Source organism: uncultured Holdemanella sp., from assembly GCF_958348295.1.
In the GTDB taxonomy this organism is placed as follows: domain Bacteria; phylum Bacillota_I; class Bacilli_A; order Erysipelotrichales; family Erysipelotrichaceae; genus Holdemanella.
The window spans coordinates 1-21222 of sequence record NZ_CATVYQ010000030.1; the positions used below are offsets into that span (position 1 = coordinate 1).

Genomic DNA, 21222 nt, shown 5'->3' on the forward strand with positions numbered 1-21222 from the left:
TACCACTGGTGTAAATTTTCTCTTTTTGACTAGTCCTATTTATATGCTAACATCAAGTGCATATTATGTAGATAAGACAAATTTCATTGAGGATGTATTAAATGAACAAGTTGTTTCGTATACAAGACCTCGAAGATTTGGTAAAACACTGAATATGTCGATGCTTTATTATTTCTTTTCAATCAAAGAAAAGGAAAACTCGTATCTATTTGATGGTTTAAATATTTCGAAGAATAAGGATGCGTTAAAGCATCAAAATAAGTATCCAACGATTTTTATTTCTTTAAAGGAAATGAAAAGCTTAACTTTTGATGCGCAAATTTCATCTTTTTCAAATGTGATTTATGAATTGTTAGAGAAAAACTTAGAAATATTATCTTCGGATCAATTGTCGGATACAACTAAAGATATTTTAAATAAATTGCATAATCGTTCATCTAGTGTTGAAAATTTAAAAATTTCATTGAGAGTCATAACGAATGCGCTATATACTTATTATCAACAAAAAGTTATTGTTCTAATCGATGAGTATGATGTTCCATTGCAGGCTGCCTATCAAAATAATTATTATGAAGAAATGGTTGAGTTTTTAAGAAGCGTTTTTTCTTCAGCACTTAAAACGAATGATGCTTTAGAAAAAGGTATTATGACTGGATGCCTTCGTATTTCTAAGGAAAGTATTTTTACTGGTTTGAATAATTTTACGGCGTATTCTGTTTTAAATAATATTAGTAGTGAATCTTTTGGATTTACTGAATTGGAAGTTAAACAGTTGTTAAAAGCTTATAATTTATCAGAAAAGATGGATGAAGTAAAAGAATGGTATGATGGATATCAATTTGGTAATAAAGAAATTTATAATCCATGGAGTACACTTATGTATGTTAAAAATATAACGCAAGATGTGTCTTTTAAACCAATTTCATTTTGGGCAAATACCAGTGGTAATGATCTTGTTGTTAAGTATATTCAAAATGGGGATAAAAAATTACGCAAGGAGTTTGATTTATTAATGAATGGTCAATCCCTTATTAAATATATCAAGCCTGAACTTACGTATCGTGAAATGGATAATATCAATAATATTTATAGCTTTCTATTACTCACTGGCTATTTAAAGGTCATCAAAGATATGCAAGAAAACCAATATGAATTAGTGATTCCAAATAAGGAAGTTTATGAAATTTATAAACAATCTTTTATGTCATATTTTGAGGATTATACAACGAGTAGAAAAAATGAACTTTATCAAGAATTAGTGGATGGAGATGCAAAAAAAGTAAATCTATTGTTAAATGATATACTATTAAGAAGTATTAGTTGTTTTGATAATCAAGAATCCTTTTATCATGGATTTCTGGTAGGGTTGTTGAATGATTATGAGGTGGTATCCAATAGAGAATCTGGTAATGGTAGATTTGATGTATGTGTTTTACCAGAAAACATCTTAGGAACAATCGTGCTTATTGAGTGTAAACATTCAATAAGTGAAGATAATCTGATTGATGATGCTAAAGAAGGCGCAAGACAAATAATTGAACAAAAGTATCTTGAAGAACATAAATTTAAAAAATATGAAAATGCAGTTGGCTATGGAATATCTTTCTACAAGAAACAGTGTTATGTAGTCAAAGCGTAATATGATTCTAAAATGTAGTTGGAAAGACTGCCATTGTGATTGTAAGAGTAGAGAGTATATGATGTGATACAGCTTCTACTCTTTTTCTATATCAACAAATGGTACTATGATATATTGAAGAAATGAATATATTGGACAATTCTTAAGAGGAGTTGTCTTTTCTTTTGTACTGCATATTGTTCTTGCGTGTCATTAATTGCAGTGGTAAACTGAAGCCAAGAAAAAAGTTAGTTTTATCTAACGCTTTGAGGGTTGATTATGAAATTTTATGAAAGCGGAGATCAAAGTAAACCAGTCATCTTTTTGTTTCCAGGAACTTGTTGCTTATATAGTAGTTTTGATCATGTGTTAGAAGGATTACAAGCATATTTTTATACGGTAGCTGTTTCTTATGATGGCTTTGATCCAAATGAGAATACTCAATTTTATTCGATGGAAGAAGAGTGTGAAAAGATTGAAAAAGAAATTATAGATCATTATGGCGGAAGAATTAAAGCAGCTTATGGCTGTTCACTTGGAGGCAGTTTTGTTTCTTTGTTGATTCAAAGAAAAAGAATTCATATTGATCATGGCATTATTGGGAGTAGTGATATGGATGAGGCTGGAAAGGTGATGGCTACAATTCAGGCATCTATAGTAACGCCTATTATGTATAAAATGGTGCATACAGGAACACTTCCAAAACTTATGGAGAAAAAAATTGCGCATATGGATGATTCGAAGAAGGATTTGGTGAATGGATTTTTAGATATGTTTGGTTTAGGTAGTCCTTGGATTACTAAGAGTAGTATTTATAATCAGTTCTATTCGGATTTAGTGACAAAAGTACAACACAATATGGATGTTTCAAATACAAAAATTCACGTATTCTATGCGACCAAAATGGGTAAAAAATACGAAAAGAGATACTATACATATTTTAAGAATCCAGATATTCATCGATTTAATATGCAGCATGAAGAATTGTTTTGTTGCCATCCTGACAAGTGGATAGAAGAAATAAGGAATGTTGTGGAAGGAATATAGAAAATAGTATTTTGAAGAATGGAAAAAAGGTGAAGTTGGATATGGCGGATAAAATACAAAATGCGTATGAATCATCAAAGAATATTTATGATGATGTTTTGACACAGGGAAATATTTTCAGTAAGTTGTATATTAAATTATTTTGGAATGGTACTAACGATAATGATATAGCACAGAAAGTTTTATCATATATTCCAGATGATTTTTCAGGTAAACTTCTAGATGTTCCAGTCGGAACTGCTGTATTTACCCAATATAAGTGGATAGCTTTAAAAGATGCGCATATTACTTGTCTTGATTACAGTATGGATATGCTTGAACAAGCTAAGAAAAGATTTGATGAGTATGCACATATTAAATGTATTCAGGGGGATGTATCCAATTTAAAAATGAATGATGAATCCTATGATATTGTGGTTTCCATGAATGGATTTCATGCTTTTCCAGATAAGAAAAAGGCATTTCAAGAACCGTGGCGAGTTTTAAAACCAGGTGGTACCTTTATAGGATGTTTCTATATTAGGGGTAAATCTAAAAGAACAGATTGGCTTGTGAATCATATTCTTTCTAAGAAAGGATGGTTCACCCCACCATTTCAAACTGAGGAAGAACTTAGAAATATTCTAAAAGAGATGTACAAACAAATAGATCTTCACATAGATGGATCGATGGTATATTTTTGTTGCACAAAATAATGTATGGATAGAAGGTGAGATTATGGTATTCAAAACAATAGGGAACAAATCAAATCCAGTTATACTTTTTTTTCATGCGATGGGTGTAACTGGAGAAAGCAGTATGCCAGTTGCCAAAAAATTAGCGGATAAATATTATTGTGTTCTACCCACTTCTACAGTATATTGTTCAAATCAAAAGTATCTAGGTAAAAGTGATGAGATACAACAGATTAAACGATTTTTAAGTGATCATGGGATCAAAGAGATTGAACTAGTAGTAGCATCTTCGATTGGTGCAGATCTTGCGATGGTATTTCTAACAGATACAAAAATACCGGTTAAGCATATATTCTTTGATGGTGGTCAATTTGCACAGATTGGTAAGATAACACGTAGAATTATGGCCCCATTTTTATATGTGACCATGAAAAGTTTGTATTGGACAAATGGGAACACATTGAAGAAAATTATGTGGTGTGACGATGATAATATTAAGCCTTATTTTATTGAAGCAGGAAAGAATTTGTCGTATACAAATTTGAGAAAACAGATGGATGATAGTTTAGAAGATAAGCCATTTCCAAAATTATCAGAAGAGCTACAAAAACATACATTCTGGGAATTTGGAAGTAAAGAAGATCATTTTAAATATCGAAATGCTGTGATGCAAGCCTATAAATATGGTAACTTTCCAGTTTTTGAGGGATTGAACCATATGGAGTATCAAATTCGGTATCCAGAAGGATTTGCCAGAATGTTAGAAATGATTATTAAGACAGATCAATTACCTGAGTTGACATTTTGAAAGAAGGAATCAGATAAATGCATTGTTGTAGAGATTAATGTTGACTTGCTTCAAATGATGAAGCTAAGAGAAACACTTTAGTAGATCCTATTTCAAAGTCTCTTATATTTTGAAGAATATAAATATATGCAGGTTCATAATTATTAGAATGTTAAGGATAAGTGAAAAATGATAGATAATTATTTAAAAGAAACGGAGATGCTTGATTATTCCAATGCTGCAATACAAGAACTAATTCAAAAGAAAAAATGGAAAGAATTGGATGAATTTGAAAGAATCAAGGGAATATATAATTTTGTTCGAGACGATATTTTGTTTGGGTACAACGAGGATGATGCGATATGTGCATCAAAAGTTCTATTAGATGGATATGGTCAATGTAATACAAAAGGAACCTTATTTATGGCTCTTTTACGAGCTTGTCAGATTCCATGTAGAATTCATGGTTTCACAATTGATAAAAGACTTCAAAAAGGAGCCATGACAGGTTTAGTGTATTGGAGTGCACCCCAAAATATCTTTCATAGTTGGGTGGAAATATATTTTGAGAATCAGTGGATTGAACTTGAAGGCTTTATTTTGGACAAGGCATATCTTAAGAAATTACAGAATCAATTTCCAAATTGTAAAGGTGCATTTTGTGGATATGGTGTAGCAGTAAAAGATTTTAGAAATCCTACCATTGATTTTAATCGCAATTCTACATATATTCAAAGTGAAGGAATTACACAAGATTTTGGTGTATATGATTGTCCGGATGATTTACTAAAAGAACACCATCAACAAATGTCAAGGCTAAAAGGATTTGCCTATAGATATATAGGAAGACATTTCATGAATCGTAATGTAAAAAAGGTACGTCAAAGATGAAGTCAAAAAGAATAATTGTTGTAGTTGTTAGTAGTATTGTTTTATGTTTATCCTTATTCTTTTTATTTCAAAATGAAACAGATACAAGTACTTCTAATAAAGATTTAACCTTGATTTATGAAGAGAAAGTATCTCCAAATAAGGAATATATTTCTAATAAAAAGGATATTGTGCATTATACAATTAAAATTTATCAAGAGGATAAGAATAAGGTTTATGTTTATGCTGAATCGAATTCTCCTGTTTTTGAAAATACAAATTATTCAGTTGATTATAATCAAAAATTATCTAAAGAAGATATTCAAATTAAATGGATAACACTTTCAGGGAGTACAGAACCTAAAGAGAATGATCAACTAGGTCTTGCGAATGTCAAAATAATAAAAGATGGAAGTGTAGTCAATGAGAAAGTCATTAGTTTTGTAGGTAAAGGTATTAAGGCCATTACGGATGTAATTGGATAAAATAAGGGAGTGTGATTTTGTGAAAAAAATGATATTAGGCATTGTTTGGCAACTTATGGGGTTTCTTGGCTCAATAGCTATTTTGTGCTCAGCAACACTTCATCAATGGGATTATAACGGGATTACTGGAGTTTTAGGTAGTTTGTTGGGATTAGACTTAATAATTCCATTCATTGTTTGTATAACACTATTTATTTGTGGTTTAGTAGTCTGCTTCAAAGTAATAGGGGAAGAGTAAATTTCAATTTATAATGCAATCTAAGAACACTCGTGACTTTAGTCATGAGATGAATTAGATATGCAGATGTTAGATAAATAATTTAAAAATAATAGGGATAATCTTTCAAATCACATTATCACCAAACAAATGTTAGTGGATTGTTTGTACAGTGTGAATAAACGAGCCAAAAACTATCGGGACAAAGAAAGGGAACAAAGAGCGTATTCTAGATGTCATCGGTATGTAGATAATTCAGCATTTATTGAAGGGGCTAGAGAAAAGAAATTAGAGATGTATCGCATGAAAGATATATTGTTGCAAGTTTTGACACCAATTTGTATCCACAAAGAGTTTATTGGCTACAAGACTAAAAGAATCTACAGCTATGAAAATGAGGAGTATAAAAAGTTTAAGAAACAATTCTATTATGAAGGACAATATATGGATGATGATTATTCCATTGTGTACTTTGGAGATGTTGAACTTAAGGATGAGCCGATATATCACTATTACTTGTTCTATGATTTAGATTGTGGACATACGTTTCATACACCTATTAAAAAAGAAGAATTAGACAAATATTCTTTACCCATTATTGAAATTAGTGAGTTAGAAACGACGGGTCACAAAGTCAATGATTTGGTAAGTGTACAATTTGTACGAAAAGTGATTCGATTGATTGAAGAAAATATGTATATATTACAGTAAAAGCGCAGGAGAATTCCTACGCTTTCTTTCTTATAATGTATAAACTTTATCGGCTCTATGGGCCACTTCTTTTGAATGCGTGACAATAATAATACATTTTCCTTGTTCTTTTAAATCATCAAAAATATCCATAATTTCATCCCGCGTATCTGGATCTAAATTTCCAGTTGGCTCATCTGCCAAGATAATTTTTGGATCATAGCTCAAAGCTCTTGCGATGGCCACTCTTTGTTGCTGACCCTCCCCCGAAAGTTTTAAGATACGACGATGAATCTGGTCTTGATCTAAACCTACTTTTTCCAATAATTCAATAGCTCTTACTTCTTTATCGTTTTGATGCACATTCGCAATATCCATTGATAGAGTAACATTTTTAAATGCCGTTAACTTATTTAATAAGTACTGACTACTCCTCACCGCAAGCAGTGCGGGTTCTTAACTGACAACATTATGCAGCAATCGTACATTAAGTATTATACAAAAAGTTTACAGTTTTTAATAATGATTTGTGCTATAATATTAAATCGAAAATATAACCGAGGTATAAGAAAGTGAAGAAAAAGACTATAGTTCCGTTGATTGTATTTCTTGTAGGAATATGTCTATTGAGTGTATTTACATATAATACAAATGTTCAAATTCAAAAAGATAGGCGTACGATCGCAAAATTAAATGCTGTGACATATGGTCAGCGTATAGAAAATGATATTGAAAATGGAATTGAAATAACAGATACTTTAAAACAATTATTAATAAATGGAAATGGTCAAATCATAAATTTTTCCAAAGTAGCCGAAAATCTAATGTCTTATTCTATACAAAGTGTGCAATTAGCACCGAATGGAGTGGTAACAGAAATTTATCCTGAAGAAGGAAATGAAACGGGTAAAATTGATTTATTAAAGGATTCAAATCGAGGTGAAATTTCGAATTACGCAAAAGATCATAATATAACCATTACCCAAGGTCCTATTGAATTGAAACAAGGAGGTTCTGGGCTTGTTGTTCGTAATCCTATTTATCTAAAAGATGAAAATGGACAAGAATATTTTTGGGGATTTACGATTGCGATTTTGCGTGTTCCTGAAGTTTTTGAAGATTCGACAAACGCTTTATCTAAATTTAAATATAATTATCGACTTTCAAGAGAAGCGTCTGTTTTAGATAAGAAACATGTAGTTGTTGATGCAAATTGCGATAAAATGATTCGACCGGTCACTTATGATTTGACTGTCGGAAAAAAAAATGGAAACTTCAAATCATGCCTAGAGCTGGATGGAGCAACTCTAAAACTTTATATTTAATTTTCTTTGGAGGACTATCCTTAGTTCTTCTACTAACTGGACTTACAACACTCTTATTACTACTGGATGAAAGAAGAGTTGAATTAAAAGAACTAGCCCATAAAGATGGACTGACTAAGCTTTATAATCGATATGGATTTGATGAAATGGCAGAAAAGATGATTTCAAAAAATCCAAAAGAACATTGCGTGGCCGTATTATTAGATGTAGATGATTTCAAGTTAATAAATGACATGTATGGACATGCCTATGGGGATAAAGCTTTAATAAGCCTAGCTGAAAATATGCAAAAATTTTTTCCATCTTCTGCATTGCTTGGTAGAAATGGAGGGGACGAATTCTGTATTCTTTTACCAAATTGTACAATGGAAGAAATGAAAGAATCTTTGATTGAATTCACAAAAACGCCAAAAACATTTTCGTGTAAAGGGCAAACATATTCTTTTTGTATCTCACTTGGTTATGCCGAATATCCAAATAATGCGATTGAAAGGTCTCAACTCATGCGTTGTGCCGACACAGCTCTTTATGAAGTAAAACTTCATGGTAAAAATGGATGCAAGGCTTATCAGGAAGGTTTTCAATCTGGTGTTCGTAAACAACTAGGATTTGTGTTAAATGATATTTCTGAAAATTTACCTGGCGCTTTTATTATTTATCGAGCGGATAAAGAGGATGATGAAATTTTTTACGCAAATAAAGAATTTTTAGATATGGCTGGATATGAAAATCTAGATGCGTTCTTTAATGGTACAAAGAAAAGTTTCCGAAATTTAATTCGTGAAGACCAACAAAAAGTGGTAGAAACAAGTATTTGGAATCAAATTGAAAGTGGAAGTAAGAATGACTATATTCATTATCAATTAAGAAGACAAGATGGAACCTATATTCCTGTACTTGATCAAGGAAGGATTGTGGAAAGCGAACGTTTTGGTCGAGTTTTCTATGTTTTATTTATGGATTGGCAAGCTATGCAGTCGCATTATAGTGAAAAGTTTAACGCAAAAGATGTATGATAATTTTTGTCACACACCTTTTTTCGTTTTATAATGAAACCATGAAAAATAAAAATTTAATTTATCAAATACTAATTAGTTTTGTGTTGGTTTCTGTTTTAACGAATATGGCATGTTTGTTTATTCGTAACAGCGTAATTCAACAAGAAAAATTAAAGGCAGAATATACAGTAAATTCAACAATCAATCGTGTTGAAATAAAGCTTGAGTCGTATATTGAAAAAGTAGGCTTTTTAAAGAAGACCATTGAGGCTGGAATTGATTTAGACGATGCTTACTTTGAATCTGTGGCATCTAGACTATATGGAGATGATCCGGCTGTTAAGACAATTGAACTTGCGCCAAACGGAATTATTCAAAATGTATATCCATTTAAAGAAAATCAAAAAGCTATTGGCATGAATATGTTGGCAGAATATGAACGTAAAGAGGCTGCTACTTTGGCAAAAGATACAAGGAAATATACATTGGAAGGTCCTTATGATTTAAAACAAGGTGGAAAAGGAGCTTTATTATACGATCCCATCTATGTGAATGAAAAGTTCTGGGGATTTTCCATTTTAGTCATTGATTGGGATGCATTTTTAGATGAAATTCACTTAAGCGATTTGAAAAAAGCATCTTATGATTTTGTCATTTGGAAAACGGATCGTGTCACAAAGAAAAAGATTATTATTTCTCAAAGTTCAAAAAATATAGATTCAAATACATTGTTGATCAAGTGTAAGCTTCCCAACAATAAATGGAATTTTGAAATTGTGCCAAAACAAGGTTGGATCAATACATATGTAATGATAAGTTTAGCTGTCGCTAGTGTTTTGATCGATTTTCTAGTAACGGCCGCTATTGCTCAATTTGAAATTCGCCATCGAAAAGATTTAGAGTATGCCAGTCAAATTGAATGGCAGGCAAAAAAAGCACAAGAAGCAAGTGCTGCCAAATCTCGTTTTTTATTTAGTATGTCACACGATATTCGTACACCTATGAACGCAATTATGGGATATACGGAATTAATGGAAAAGAATGTTGGAAATATTGAAAAAGAAAAAGATTATCTATCCAAGATTCACTCTTCTAGTAAATTTCTTTTAGATTTAATTAACTCCATTTTAGAAATGGCACGCATCGAAAGTGGAAAAGAAACATTGAATATAAAGGCATGTAATATATTTGATGTGTTAGATTCTTTGAATTCAGTCTTTGAAAAACAAGCTGAACAAAAAGGCTTAACCTATCAGTGCACCACAAAGATTGAACATCCATATGTGTATTGTGATCAAATTAAGTTTGAAGAAATATTGTTGAATGTGGTTGGAAATTCCGTGAAATATACTAAAAATGGGAATATTTCGATTCATATTGAAGAAGTAGAATCTGGCCAGTTTCAATGCATAATTCAAGATACAGGTATTGGAATGAGTGAAGCATATTTGCCACATGCCTTTGAAGACTTTTCTAGAGAAAAATCAGGTACGCAAACGAGCGTAAAAGGTACAGGACTTGGCTTATCGATAGTAAAATCTTTGGTTGAATTGATGCATGGTACAATTGAGATTTCAAGTCAAGTCAATCAAGGGACAACAACTCGAATGAAATTTCATTTTGAAATTGCCAAAGAAAGTGAGTTAGAAAAAAATCAAGAAACGAATATTATAGACCTTAAAGGAAAACACATTTTACTAGCTGAAGACAATGATTTAAATGCAGAAATTGCGATGACACTTTTATTTGACTATGGATTGATTGTAGATCACGTAAGTGATGGAATTGCTTGTGTAAAACAAGTCAAAGAAAAAGAATACGATGTAGTTTTAATGGATATTCAAATGCCAAATATGGATGGTTATCAAGCAACACAAAAGATTCGTGAATTTAGTGATATTCCAATTGTGGCGATGACGGCCAATGCCTTTGAAGAGGATAAACAAAAAGCATTATCCATTGGAATGAACGGACATATCGCAAAGCCAATCGATATGGATAAAGTTATTAAAACACTATCAAATGTTTTTGTGTTTAAATGTCCCGTTTGTGGAAAATATACATTTCAATCTGGACCAGGAAGCTATGAAATCTGTCCAGTATGTGGATGGGAAGATGATAAAGCACAATATAAAGATCCAAATTTAAAAGGTGGAGCCAATAAACTAAGTTTAAAGGAGTACAAAAAACAATATGAAAAAAATCATGAATAAATATTTGCTCTTATTCCTTTGTATATTCTCACTTGTACTTCCAACAGGATGTGAAATTAAGGAACAAAAACAAGTAGTCGTAGGCTATCAAGAATACCATTTTCGTAATGAAGATTTGTTAGAGTCTCACTATGAAAAACATGGTAAAGAAATGGGATTTTCATCATCAAAAGAATATGAAATGAGTGCCAGTGATGTAGTCAATAATCCAGAGTCCTTACATAAAACAGAAAAAGAAGATGGAGATGATGTATACTACAAAGAAAATACCAATGAATTTGTGGTTGTATCCACGGATGGGTATATTCGAACCTATTTTAATCCAGATTCTGGTAAGAAATATTTTGATAGGCAATGATGAAAAAAAGACCGAATGTCAGATTAAAACCTGAATATTCGGTCTTTCTTGTCATTAAGCTAAAACTTTTTCTGGTTGTTTATAAATATTTCTATTTAAAATACGAACCAAAACAGGAATGACAATCAATTGAAGGATGATACCTGGAAGACAAGTAATAAAGCTAGCCATCATAAATACAGATAATGTATATCCTTGTGTACTAAGAATACATGTATTGACAAAACCATTCATAATTCTTCCTGCAAGCATCGCAATGATCAAACTCATATATAGTTTTGTCATTTCATTCTTCATTGAAATATATTGTGTACATAAACCAGCTACTAAAACATATACCGCAAGTTCAATCATCATTTGTGGCAACATCATTGCAGGTGGCATACCTGTTGTCACACTTGAAAGAAATGGTGTAATAATTCCACATGCTAAACCATATGGCCATCCACAAAATAATCCACAAATTAATACAGGAATGTGCATTGGTAAAAATATGCTTCCAGCATTTGGGATCACATGAAATGCCATTGGAAGTAATACACCTAAAGCGATGCATAAAGCGCAAGATACTAGTTTTTTGGTGATACTATTCATCATTAAATACCTCTTCTTCTAAAATATACTTGGTAAGGATGTATGGACAGATTAAGATTTAACATTGCACATATTGTTTTAAATAATCGATATCTAGAATTAATATTTTTTGATTTACAATCTTAATGACGCCTTCCTTTTTTAGCTCACAAAGAATTCGACTCACACTGTTTCGAGTGGAAATTCCACAAAATCCTGCAATATCATCATTTGTGATTTGAAAATCAATAAGAATACCCGCCTCTACTTTTCGACCAAATAAATGGATTAATTGATATAAGAAGGAGCATATTGCACCTGTTTTTCCATTCATCATCATAAGTTGTTGGCGAAAAATAGCTTCCGTTAATTTTTCTCGATAATATGCGTTTACATAATCTTGTAATTTTTGATCTTGATTTACATAACTCCAAAATAACACTCGAGGAATTCTATAGAATGTGGCCACATCACTTTCAACACGAACATTAAATGGAGCCGATGTATATTGACTTACTTCATCTTTTAATAAAGAAATAATATCCGGTGTATTGATATAAGAAATGTTGAATTCACGACCATCATGCAGGATGATACTTGTCTTAATTACCCCTTCTTTTAACACATAGGTATCTTGTTGTTCAAGCCCATAATATGCTAAATAGGTGTGTCTTTTTTTCTGTATAATAGGCACATTTTTCTCTTTTAAAAAATTTAATAAGTATTCATTGTCCATATCCGTTCTCCTTTACCAGTTTTGGATTATAACAATACTCCAAACTTTGCGAAACAACAAATGTTAACATGAAATGAGATTTCACAATTTTTTAATTCGGATTATATTAATTCGGGAAAAAAGGAGAGATAAAAATGTTTGAAATGAATGTGCCTTATGATAAAGGTCAAATGAAAATCAAATTAGAAGATAAAAACTTAGCTGGTGTTTTAGAGGGTAGACAAAGCGATTATAAAACTACACTTTCAGAAAATGAAATTGTAGAACAATCATTGGACAATCCAATTGGTTCAAAAAGTTTAGAAGAACTAGCTAAGGATAAGAAAAATATTGTCATTATTAGCTCAGACCATACGCGTCCTGTACCTTCAAAAATTATTACACCTATTCTTTTAAGAAGAATTCGTAGTGTTTCACCCGATGCACGTATTCGTATTTTAGTAGCGACAGGATTTCATAGACCAAGTACACACGAGGAACTTGTGGCAAAATATGGTGAAGAAATTGTAAAAAATGAAGAAATTGTTATGCACGTATCGACAGATGATTCTTCTATGGTAAAAATCGGACAATTACCAAGTGGAGGCGACTGCATTATCAACAAAGTTGCAGCTGAAGCCGATCTATTGATTTCTGAAGGCTTTATTGAAGCCCACTTCTTTGCAGGATTCTCTGGAGGAAGAAAATCAGTGTTGCCTGGTATTGCTTCTTATAAAACAATTATGGCAAATCATAGTGGTGAATTTATCAATGATAAAATGTCACGTCCAGGAAATTTGCAGCACAATTTAATCCATGAAGATATGGTTTATGCGGCAAGAACGGCTAAACTTGCCTTTATTGTCAATGTCGTATTGAATGGAAATCATGAGATTATTGGCTCTTTTGCCGGAGACATGGAAAAAGCTCATGAAAAAGGTTGTGATTTTGTACGTTCTTTGGCAAGTGTAAATAAAGTAACTTGTGATATCGCAATCAGTACGAATGGTGGTTATCCTTTGGATCAAAATATTTATCAAGCCATTAAAGGTATGACAGCTGCTGAAGCTACATTAAATCCGGATGGTATTATCATTATGATTGCAGGATGTCGTGATGGACATGGTGGAATTGGATTCTACCACAATATTGCGGATGTAAAAGATCCAGAAGAATTTGAACAAAAAGCTATTCATACACCTCGCTTAGAAACCGTTCCAGATCAATGGACATCTCAAATCTGTGCACGTATTCTAGCTCATCATAAAGTTATTTTGGTTTCCGATTTAGTGGATCCTCAACTTGTGAAAGATATGCATATGGATTTAGCTACAACTGTAGATGAAGCTTTAGAAAAAGCATTTGAAATAAAAGGAAAAGATGCCAAAGTTGCCGTCATTCCTGATGGCTTGGGTGTCGTTGTAAATATGTAAGGAAGGAAATTTGAATTTATGTTACACAATTTAATTGCGGAATTTTTATCAACAGGACTTATGATTTTATTTGGTGTGGGAGTACATTGTGATGAAGTTTTGACAAACACAAAATACCACGGAAGCGGACACATCTTTGCGATCACAACATGGGCCTTTGGCATCAGTGTTTGTCTATATATCTTTGGTGGAGTCTGTATGAATCCTGCCATGGTACTTGCACAATGTGTTTTAGGCATGCTTCCATGGACAAGCTTTATTCCATACGTTATTGCCGAATTTTTAGGCGCACTTTTAGGAGCTTTGATTTGTTATGTGATGTATAAAGATCATTTTACAGAAAGCGAAGGAAATATAAATCCAATCGCCATTCGTAATATTTTCTCTACAAATCCAAACTGCAGAAATTTGCCAAGAAACTTCTTTGTCGAAACGATTGCCACTACAATTTTCTTGAGTGCCATTTTAGCTGTTGCTACAAAGTATGAAACACAACTACCTATTGGTGTTGGACTTATTGTATGGGCTGTTGGTATGGGTCTTGGAGGAACAACTGGATTTGCGATGAACCAAGCTCGTGATTTAGGGCCTCGTTTGGCCTTCCAATTATTACCTATTAAGAATAAAGCCAATAATGATTGGCAATATGGACTATTAGTTCCAGGAATTGCTCCTTTTGTAGGTGCATTACTTGCGGCTTTGTTCTGCCATTTGTTTTTAGGTATTTAATATTAGAAAAGACAGATATTCAAAATTATGCTGAATATCTGTCTTTTTTTATATTTTCTTTTGTGTTTTTAAATCATAAAGCGCAATAGCTAAACAGAAGATTTCAGAGATGGTACAACTAATCCATATGCCATTTTCTTTAAATAATGTTGTACAAACAAATAGAGATAATAAGACAAAGAGAATACCACGAGAAATCGAAAGCACAAAGGCTTTTCTAGGCTCTTCTAAAGCGACCATGTAGCCGCTAGTGATCACGACATGTCCCATAATCAAAAAGACAAAGCTAAATTGGCGTAGGGCTGTAATGGTATTAAAGTAGTTTTCTGTATTTACTAGAATAAAGGCAGCCGTGATATTTGGTGCAAATACTTCTACAATTAAGAATAATAAAACTCCAGCACAAGAGACTAAAACACGTGCATATTTATGGAAAGTTGAAACGGCTTTTTTATCGCTTCGACCATAGTAGTAGCTAACTAAAGGCTGCGTTCCTTGACTGGTTCCCACCATCACCATCAATACTAAGTTATAGATATACATTAAGACGGTAAAAGTAATAAGTCCATTAGTACCAAGGAGTTGATTGATACGATAGTTAAATACTGTAATCATTATGCCTGGAGAAATTTCAGAAATACAATCGGGAAGTCCTAATGAAAGAATTCTAGAATATTCATGCCAAGGATAGTTTGCCTTCACAAAATGGAAATGCGATTTGTGGCTAAACGCAAAATGATAAAAGAAGAAGCAGAAAGTTACAAGTTGAGATAAACCTGTAGCTAAGGCAGCACCACCAATTCCCATATTGAAAACTCCCATAAATAATGGATCAAGAACAAGGTTGGTTCCAGCTCCTAGACAAATACCCATGATAGATTTTTGTGGAAAGCCATCAGCCTTTAAGAGAACTTCAAAACAATAAGAGACAATATAAAAGAAGGAGAAGCAGGATAATACTTTTATGTAGGTATCTGTATAGTTAAATACATCTTCATTGGCTCCCAAAAATTCTGTAATATGATGTGAATTTATAAAAGATAAAATCGCAATGCATAGGGCCACACAAGAAATTGTGATGGTATTCATTGAGAATACTTCATGCATTTTTCTTTCCTCATTTGCACCTCGATAGATCGACATGACAGTGCTTGATCCAATCGCAAATAAGACTCCAATGGAGAAAATGGTTGTAACATATGGACTTGCCACATTGATAGAAGCTAATGCCGTATCGCCTTCAAAGTGGGCAACAAATATACCGTCTACTAAAGTATATAGATTAAAGATAACCATCGAACATATGGATGGTATGACAAACTTAAGATATTGTTTCAACATAAAAATCACCAATTATAGTGTAAACCTTGGTATAATACTAAGGTCAAGGGTGGCAATATGAAAAAGTATTATAAAATCAATGAAATCGCAAAATTATACAATATTAAATCGGATTCTTTACGTTATTATGAAGAAGTAGGATTAATTTGTCCTATGCGTTCAAAATCAAATTATCGTTTATATACACTGAATGATATTTATATTTTAAATATTATTCGTGACTGTTTAAAACTTGGATATGATACATCACAAATCAAGGAATATTTAGACAACCGAAGCGTAAATAATACGATTGTGTTTTTAAAAGAAGAAGAGAAGTTGATTCAAAGGCAGATTCAAGAATTACAATCCACTTTGTTTTCCATTCAAACACGAATTGAAGATTTAGATCGTACGCAGTATATGGAATTTGGTACATGTAAGATTGAAGTATATCCCAAAAGATATTGTCGGTACTTAAAAGAAAAAATTGATCAAAATGAAAAGATTGACTTTTTATTAACGAAACTGAGTGAATCGATGGAAGAAGATATTTCTGTATTAGGAAATATGGATTCAGGCAGTGTTGTAGAATATAAAAATAATGAGTACGTGTATACAAGTGTATTTATTTTAACTCAAGAAGATAAACACGATTTCATTCTAGATGAAGGCTTATATTGTACATATACGTACTCAGGCCAGTATGATCGTACAAACCAGCTCTTTTATAAAATGAAAGATTGGATTCAAGAACACAATTATAAAATTGAAGGACCATTCTTAGAATTTTTATTGATTGATATTCATGAAACAAAAAAAGTGGAGGAGTATATTACTTCCATCCACGTTAAGGTTAAACCAAGATGATAAATCCAGATTCAATAGGCTTATATTCTTCAACATCCATTGAATCATAGTATAAATCTCCATTTGAATCCAATACTAGAATTCGATGATTCTCACAAATCGTTGGTAAGACTTCTAAAGTGTTGTTAATTTTATAAACTTTATTTTCTTTTTCAAACAATTGAGAATTATATGGTTCTATATCATCTTCACAAATATAGGTGTAGCTAGCACAATATAATTTACCATCTTCAAAGTAAGGCTCAATACGATCTCTAGAACCGTTACAAGGCGTATTTAAATAGCTTTGGGCATGTGTATCATCGATTGCTTCAATTGGAAATTCAGATACGACTGGTTCAGATTTATTGCCATGTACAATCAATGACATTGTATCCTCAGTCATATTGAATTCTACACTGCACAACATTTGGTTTGTGACAATATCATAATAAGTTGTATCACACACAATATATTTCTTGTTTAATCTGGATTTCCAGACTGAGTTTAGCTCTTGTTTTTTTGCTTTTTGTGCAAACGCAACCGTACGATTTCGAATTGTCTTTAAAAGATAATCCCCTTCAAAGAAGATTTGATTTCCTTTTTCATTGGTCCATTTGCCATTGGAATAATTTAATAAATCACTCATGAGCCAGCCTTTTTCTGTTTTGTCTTGCACAACCATACTTGATTTGATGGTTGTGATTTTTTGTAAGCCAAAGGCATGGGCATACATACCCGAATAATCTGGATATGTATTTGGTTCTAAATACGTATTGAATAGGCGCATTAAAGTTGTCGGAACTTCTAATCCACAATCATGTGTTTCGCTTAATGTTAGTACGGAATTGTATTTAGGAACAATGATCAGTCTTGAACTAAAGAACATACTGTTTCCACCTTTTGCCAAAACTCCATCACCAAAATCATAGTCTGGATCATGGTGTCTGACTAGATCCCAGCCTAAGCCAAAATCAATGGCGCCAAGATCCGATTCTAGAAATGTAGTGCCCCAGGATTTAGCCATTAAAGCTTTAGATTTTTCACTAATAATAGAATTAGGTTCTAGAAATAATTGTCCAAACTTACATAGATCGATCATAGAAGTAGTGATGCCACCAGCTCCTTGAATTGGGAAGTATTCTTTTGGTTTCTTACATTCAGAAACTAAAGGATAATTGGAATTGATTGTATAGCTTGTGTTAGTGCTTTTTGCGCCAATCTTTTCTGTGATATATTTCTTTAAGACATCTTCATAATTCATATTACGAACTTTCGAAACAATCATTTCAGCGAGTGTAAAACCATCATTACAATATGTACTGTAAGTTCCTGGATCTGCCTTTAGAGTGCTATTTGATAAATAGTTTAATACTTCGCTATAATAGTCAAACTTAGATGTTGTACTCACACTAAAATGTTTCCATTGTGTTCCAGAAAGTCCACTTGAATGATCTAAGCACATACGTACTGTAATATCTTTATATCTCTTATCTTTCATTGTAAATTCAGGAAGAATATCTGCAACTTTATCTTCGAGTTGAATTAATCCTTCATCCACTAACTGCAAGATGCATACAGTGCAGTAAATTTTAGATATCGAACATACATTAAATGTGCAATCTGTTGTGATGGGTTGATTGTTGATTTTGTCTATGACACCAATCGCATCGGCACATACAATTTTTCCATTTTGCATGAAGGCATAGCTACAAGCTGTATAGTCTGGCTTTACCATAGCTTTTAATAATTGAGTAACTTGATTTTCCATATGATTTCTCCTTTTTAAAAGAAAACGAGAAGATAATAAACCTTCTCGCTACTCCGCAACGGTATCAATTAAAATGCTGTGATAGGCATTCACAATATTATCAACCGTTTCTTCAACATTCGCATTGTTGACAGCTACATAAGCTGCGTATTTTTGGTACAATGGGTATCTTTCTTTATGCATTTGTTGAAGGGCTTGTTTAGAACTTGATAAAGGTCTATTTGGATCGGAATTGATTAATTTATCGATATCGCGATCAATGAAAATCGTGATTCCATTTAAACGCAAGAAGTCCATATTGACTTTATGCTTAACGACACCACCACCTGTTGCGATGATTTTATTGTTCATTTTACTAGCTTCAATCGCAACCTCTGTTTCAATGGCTCTAAATCCAGCTTCTCCAGATTCTTGGAAAATTTCTGGAATACTTTTGCCGGCTTTGGCAATAATCATGTCATCTAAGTCGAAGAATTCTTTTCCAAGCTTTTCTTCAAGCATTTTACCAATTGTAGTTTTTCCAGCACTAGGCATACCAATCAATACGATGTTACAACGATCTTTCAACATTTCTTTTTTGATTTCATCAATGATTGAATCATCAAAAGACATGTCCTCGAAAATTTCAAATGTATATTTAGCTTGTGCAATCAACATTTCCAAACCAATCACACGCTTGATATTTGATTCCTGAGCTTCAAAACATAAACGTGTAAGAATTGGATTGTATACAACATCCAATACACATTCTAATTTGTGGAACCAACTTACATCAACGGGTGCATTCATAATATTTGGATACATGCCTACTGGACTTGTATTGACGATAATATCTGCATCTAAGTGAGATGTATACATTTCATCATAGCTAATGGCACCACGATTTGCACTTCTTGAAACAATCACAATGTCTTTTGCGTTTTCGTGTTCACAAACGGCTTTAACAGCTGCACAAGCACCACCATTGCCTATAATCAATACTTTCTTGCCTTCCATATGTACGTTGTGTGCTTTAACCATATATAAGAATCCACCAAAATCTGTATTGAATCCTTTTAATTTGCCATCTACATTGATGATTGTATTGACAGCACCAATGGCTTTAGCACTTTCATCCATTTCATCTAAGTAAGGAATGACATCCTTTTTATATGGAATAGTTACGTTGATTCCTTTAAAATCTTTCTTTTCCATAAATTCTTTGAATTCTTCTTTATTTAATTCGACTAATTGATAGTCATACTCTTTTACATTCTCAATCTCTGCAATTCTTGTCTGAATTTGTTTGGAGAAACTATGCCCTAAATGTTCACCTATCAATCCGTATTTCATATCATTTCCTCTTTCCTAGAACATCTCTTTAAATGTTAAAAAAAGCATTTCGAAGTAGAAATGCTTTTGTGTAACGCCCTGAAGCTTAAAAATAACCATCGTATACATATGGCTTTTTCAGGGCTATTTAAAGTAAAAGTAATAATGTCTTGAAGTGTTCATACGCATAGGATACACCATTTCGTTGAAACTGGCAACCTTAAAATGAAAATAAATGTAAAAATCAGAAAGCTGTTTCAAAAAAAGACCATACATACATATGGTCAAATACTTGTCTGGATTGTTTTTCTGTTGTAAACCAAGTGAAGATACATCGCATCTTGTGCACGTAAAGTGTCGTGTGCGGCAATAGCTTCGGCAATTTCACGGTGCGATTCGATTGTCTCTTTGTGTAATGCGTTTCGAGTCATTTCTACAAATAATGGAATGGAACTATTGATCACTGGCACTAAACGAGGTACAACCACGTTTTTGCTGCTTAATGCGATAGCGGTATGGAATTCAATATCTTTTTGAATATGATCTTCATTGTTTTTTAATAAATCTTCAATTTCATCACAAAGTTTTATGATTTTTTTTATGTCTTCTTCATCTGCATTGGCGGCAGCCATAGAAGCAATGGATGGCTCTAATAAAAAGCGTACTTCTAATAAGTCGTGAACCAATTTCTTTTTATTTGAGATAAAAGTGAATCCTAAAGGATCTTCAACCATTCCAGGCGTTTTGGCAATATAAGTTCCTGAACCTTGGCGAATAGTTACGATATTGCGAGATGCAAGTAATTTCATGGCTTCACGAACTGAACTCCTTCCTGCATTCAATTTTTCACATAAAACAGTTTCGTTAGGAAGCTTATCTCCAGGCTGTAGGTTTTCTTCTAATATAAGTGAGATGATGTCTTCGGATATTTTTTGTGGAAGACTTCTTTCATCTGGTGAATTCATCATATGATTTACTCCGTTTCTAATCTATATTTATAATAAGGGATTGTTGAAATGATGTAAATGATGAAACAAATTAATTTAATAATAGTATTGCATTTTAAAATAAAACAATATATTATTGTAAACATCAGATGAATTAATAGAAATTAGAAAATTATAACGCTATTTGATATGCTTAACAATCAAAAAGGTCAGATGAATTAATGGAATTTATATAAACATCAGATGAATGAAGAGATAATTGATAGAAGATATAGCTTTTTTTGCAGATCCA

The 21222-nt window shown here is 32.4% G+C and carries 22 protein-coding genes; 15 read left to right on the forward strand and 7 right to left on the reverse strand.

All coding sequences use genetic code 11. The features are described from left to right. Window positions 1-43 precede the first annotated feature (43 nt). The 8 genes from Q3907_RS06675 to Q3907_RS06710 all read left to right on the forward strand — a co-directional run bounded on the left by Q3907_RS06675 (window position 44) and on the right by Q3907_RS06710 (window position 6409). Window positions 44-1639, forward strand: coding sequence for an AAA family ATPase (locus Q3907_RS06675; RefSeq protein ID WP_301897758.1), 1596 nt, complete (start codon window positions 44-46; stop codon window positions 1637-1639). Between the two features lie 258 nt (window positions 1640-1897). Then, window positions 1898-2665 carry a hypothetical protein gene (locus Q3907_RS06680; RefSeq protein ID WP_301897739.1) on the forward strand — a complete coding sequence of 256 codons (768 nt, stop codon included), beginning with the start codon at window positions 1898-1900 and terminating at the stop codon, window positions 2663-2665. 41 nt (window positions 2666-2706) lie between these two features. Next, complete coding sequence (locus Q3907_RS06685) at window positions 2707-3360, forward strand: class I SAM-dependent methyltransferase (protein ID WP_301897740.1); 654 nt, start codon at window positions 2707-2709, stop codon at window positions 3358-3360. A 22-nt stretch (window positions 3361-3382) separates the two neighbouring features. Then, a complete protein-coding gene (locus Q3907_RS06690) occupies window positions 3383-4147 on the forward strand; it encodes a hypothetical protein (protein ID WP_301897741.1) in 765 nt (254 codons plus the stop codon). A 168-nt stretch (window positions 4148-4315) separates the two neighbouring features. Then, window positions 4316-5017: a transglutaminase family protein gene (locus Q3907_RS06695; RefSeq protein ID WP_295643453.1), complete on the forward strand. Its 702-nt coding sequence runs from the start codon at window positions 4316-4318 to the stop codon at window positions 5015-5017. Next, window positions 5014-5481: a hypothetical protein gene (locus tag Q3907_RS06700; protein WP_295643450.1), complete on the forward strand. Its 468-nt coding sequence runs from the start codon at window positions 5014-5016 to the stop codon at window positions 5479-5481. The genes Q3907_RS06695 and Q3907_RS06700 overlap by 4 nt, the downstream gene beginning before the upstream one ends. A 28-nt stretch (window positions 5482-5509) precedes the next feature. Further along, window positions 5510-5719 (forward strand): hypothetical protein, encoded by a 210-nt coding sequence (locus tag Q3907_RS06705; protein ID WP_295643467.1) that lies wholly within the window; start codon window positions 5510-5512, stop codon window positions 5717-5719. Window positions 5720-5848: 129 nt separating this feature from the next. After that, complete coding sequence (locus Q3907_RS06710) at window positions 5849-6409, forward strand: hypothetical protein (protein WP_295643447.1); 561 nt, start codon at window positions 5849-5851, stop codon at window positions 6407-6409. A 30-nt stretch (window positions 6410-6439) separates the two neighbouring features. Here the strand turns inward: Q3907_RS06710 and Q3907_RS06715 are convergent, their stop codons facing one another. Then, window positions 6440-6826 carry an ABC transporter ATP-binding protein gene (locus Q3907_RS06715; protein WP_295643444.1) on the reverse strand — a complete coding sequence of 129 codons (387 nt, stop codon included), beginning with the start codon at window positions 6824-6826 and terminating at the stop codon, window positions 6440-6442. 134 nt (window positions 6827-6960) lie between these two features. Between Q3907_RS06715 and Q3907_RS06720 the strand changes: the two genes are divergently transcribed. Genes Q3907_RS06720 through Q3907_RS06735 form a run of 4 tightly spaced genes read left to right on the forward strand, consistent with a single transcriptional unit; the run spans window position 6961 to window position 11282 of the window. Beyond that, complete coding sequence (locus Q3907_RS06720; RefSeq protein WP_301897742.1) at window positions 6961-7713, forward strand: CHASE domain-containing protein; 753 nt, start codon at window positions 6961-6963, stop codon at window positions 7711-7713. Then, the gene (locus tag Q3907_RS06725; protein ID WP_301897743.1) at window positions 7671-8729 is read left to right on the forward strand and encodes a diguanylate cyclase; all 1059 of its coding nucleotides are present in this window, start codon (window positions 7671-7673) and stop codon (window positions 8727-8729) included. Before Q3907_RS06720 ends, Q3907_RS06725 begins: the two co-directional genes overlap by 43 nt. Window positions 8730-8770: 41 nt before the next feature. After that, window positions 8771-10924: a response regulator gene (locus Q3907_RS06730; protein ID WP_301897744.1), complete on the forward strand. Its 2154-nt coding sequence runs from the start codon at window positions 8771-8773 to the stop codon at window positions 10922-10924. Further along, a complete protein-coding gene (locus Q3907_RS06735; RefSeq protein ID WP_281740528.1) occupies window positions 10905-11282 on the forward strand; it encodes a hypothetical protein in 378 nt (125 codons plus the stop codon). The genes Q3907_RS06730 and Q3907_RS06735 overlap by 20 nt, the downstream gene beginning before the upstream one ends. A 54-nt stretch (window positions 11283-11336) precedes the next feature. Here the strand turns inward: Q3907_RS06735 and Q3907_RS06740 are convergent, their stop codons facing one another. Further along, a complete protein-coding gene (locus Q3907_RS06740) occupies window positions 11337-11879 on the reverse strand; it encodes an ECF transporter S component (RefSeq protein ID WP_301897745.1) in 543 nt (180 codons plus the stop codon). A 55-nt stretch (window positions 11880-11934) separates the two neighbouring features. After that, entirely contained in the window at window positions 11935-12591 is a 657-nt protein-coding gene (locus Q3907_RS06745; RefSeq protein WP_118010426.1) for a Crp/Fnr family transcriptional regulator, read from the reverse strand. A 134-nt stretch (window positions 12592-12725) separates the two neighbouring features. Here Q3907_RS06745 and larA point away from each other — a divergent pair, with 134 nt between their 5' ends. Continuing rightward, on the forward strand, window positions 12726-14003 hold the full coding sequence (larA, locus tag Q3907_RS06750) for a nickel-dependent lactate racemase (protein ID WP_118319319.1): 1278 nt from the start codon (window positions 12726-12728) through the stop codon (window positions 14001-14003). A gap of 18 nt (window positions 14004-14021) precedes the next feature. Next, the gene (gene larD / locus Q3907_RS06755) at window positions 14022-14732 is read left to right on the forward strand and encodes a D/L-lactic acid transporter LarD (RefSeq protein ID WP_301897746.1); all 711 of its coding nucleotides are present in this window, start codon (window positions 14022-14024) and stop codon (window positions 14730-14732) included. 48 nt (window positions 14733-14780) lie between these two features. Here larD and Q3907_RS06760 read toward each other — a convergent pair whose 3' ends face one another. Continuing rightward, the gene (locus tag Q3907_RS06760; RefSeq protein ID WP_301897747.1) at window positions 14781-16073 is read right to left on the reverse strand and encodes an MATE family efflux transporter; all 1293 of its coding nucleotides are present in this window, start codon (window positions 16071-16073) and stop codon (window positions 14781-14783) included. A gap of 57 nt (window positions 16074-16130) precedes the next feature. On the opposite strand from Q3907_RS06760, the gene Q3907_RS06765 reads away from it, so the two are divergent. Next, a complete protein-coding gene (locus tag Q3907_RS06765) occupies window positions 16131-16922 on the forward strand; it encodes a MerR family transcriptional regulator (protein ID WP_301897748.1) in 792 nt (263 codons plus the stop codon). On the opposite strand, the gene Q3907_RS06770 is transcribed toward Q3907_RS06765, so the two are convergent. The 3 genes from Q3907_RS06770 to Q3907_RS06780 all read right to left on the reverse strand — a co-directional run bounded on the left by Q3907_RS06770 (window position 16909) and on the right by Q3907_RS06780 (window position 20951). After that, on the reverse strand, window positions 16909-18672 hold the full coding sequence (locus Q3907_RS06770; RefSeq protein ID WP_301897749.1) for a serine hydrolase: 1764 nt from the start codon (window positions 18670-18672) through the stop codon (window positions 16909-16911). The genes Q3907_RS06765 and Q3907_RS06770 overlap by 14 nt on opposite strands. Before the next feature lie 48 nt (window positions 18673-18720). Then, window positions 18721-20004 carry a shikimate kinase gene (locus Q3907_RS06775; RefSeq protein WP_301897750.1) on the reverse strand — a complete coding sequence of 428 codons (1284 nt, stop codon included), beginning with the start codon at window positions 20002-20004 and terminating at the stop codon, window positions 18721-18723. 263 nt (window positions 20005-20267) lie between these two features. Beyond that, the gene (locus tag Q3907_RS06780; protein WP_295643417.1) at window positions 20268-20951 is read right to left on the reverse strand and encodes a FadR/GntR family transcriptional regulator; all 684 of its coding nucleotides are present in this window, start codon (window positions 20949-20951) and stop codon (window positions 20268-20270) included. Window positions 20952-21222 lie beyond the last annotated feature (271 nt).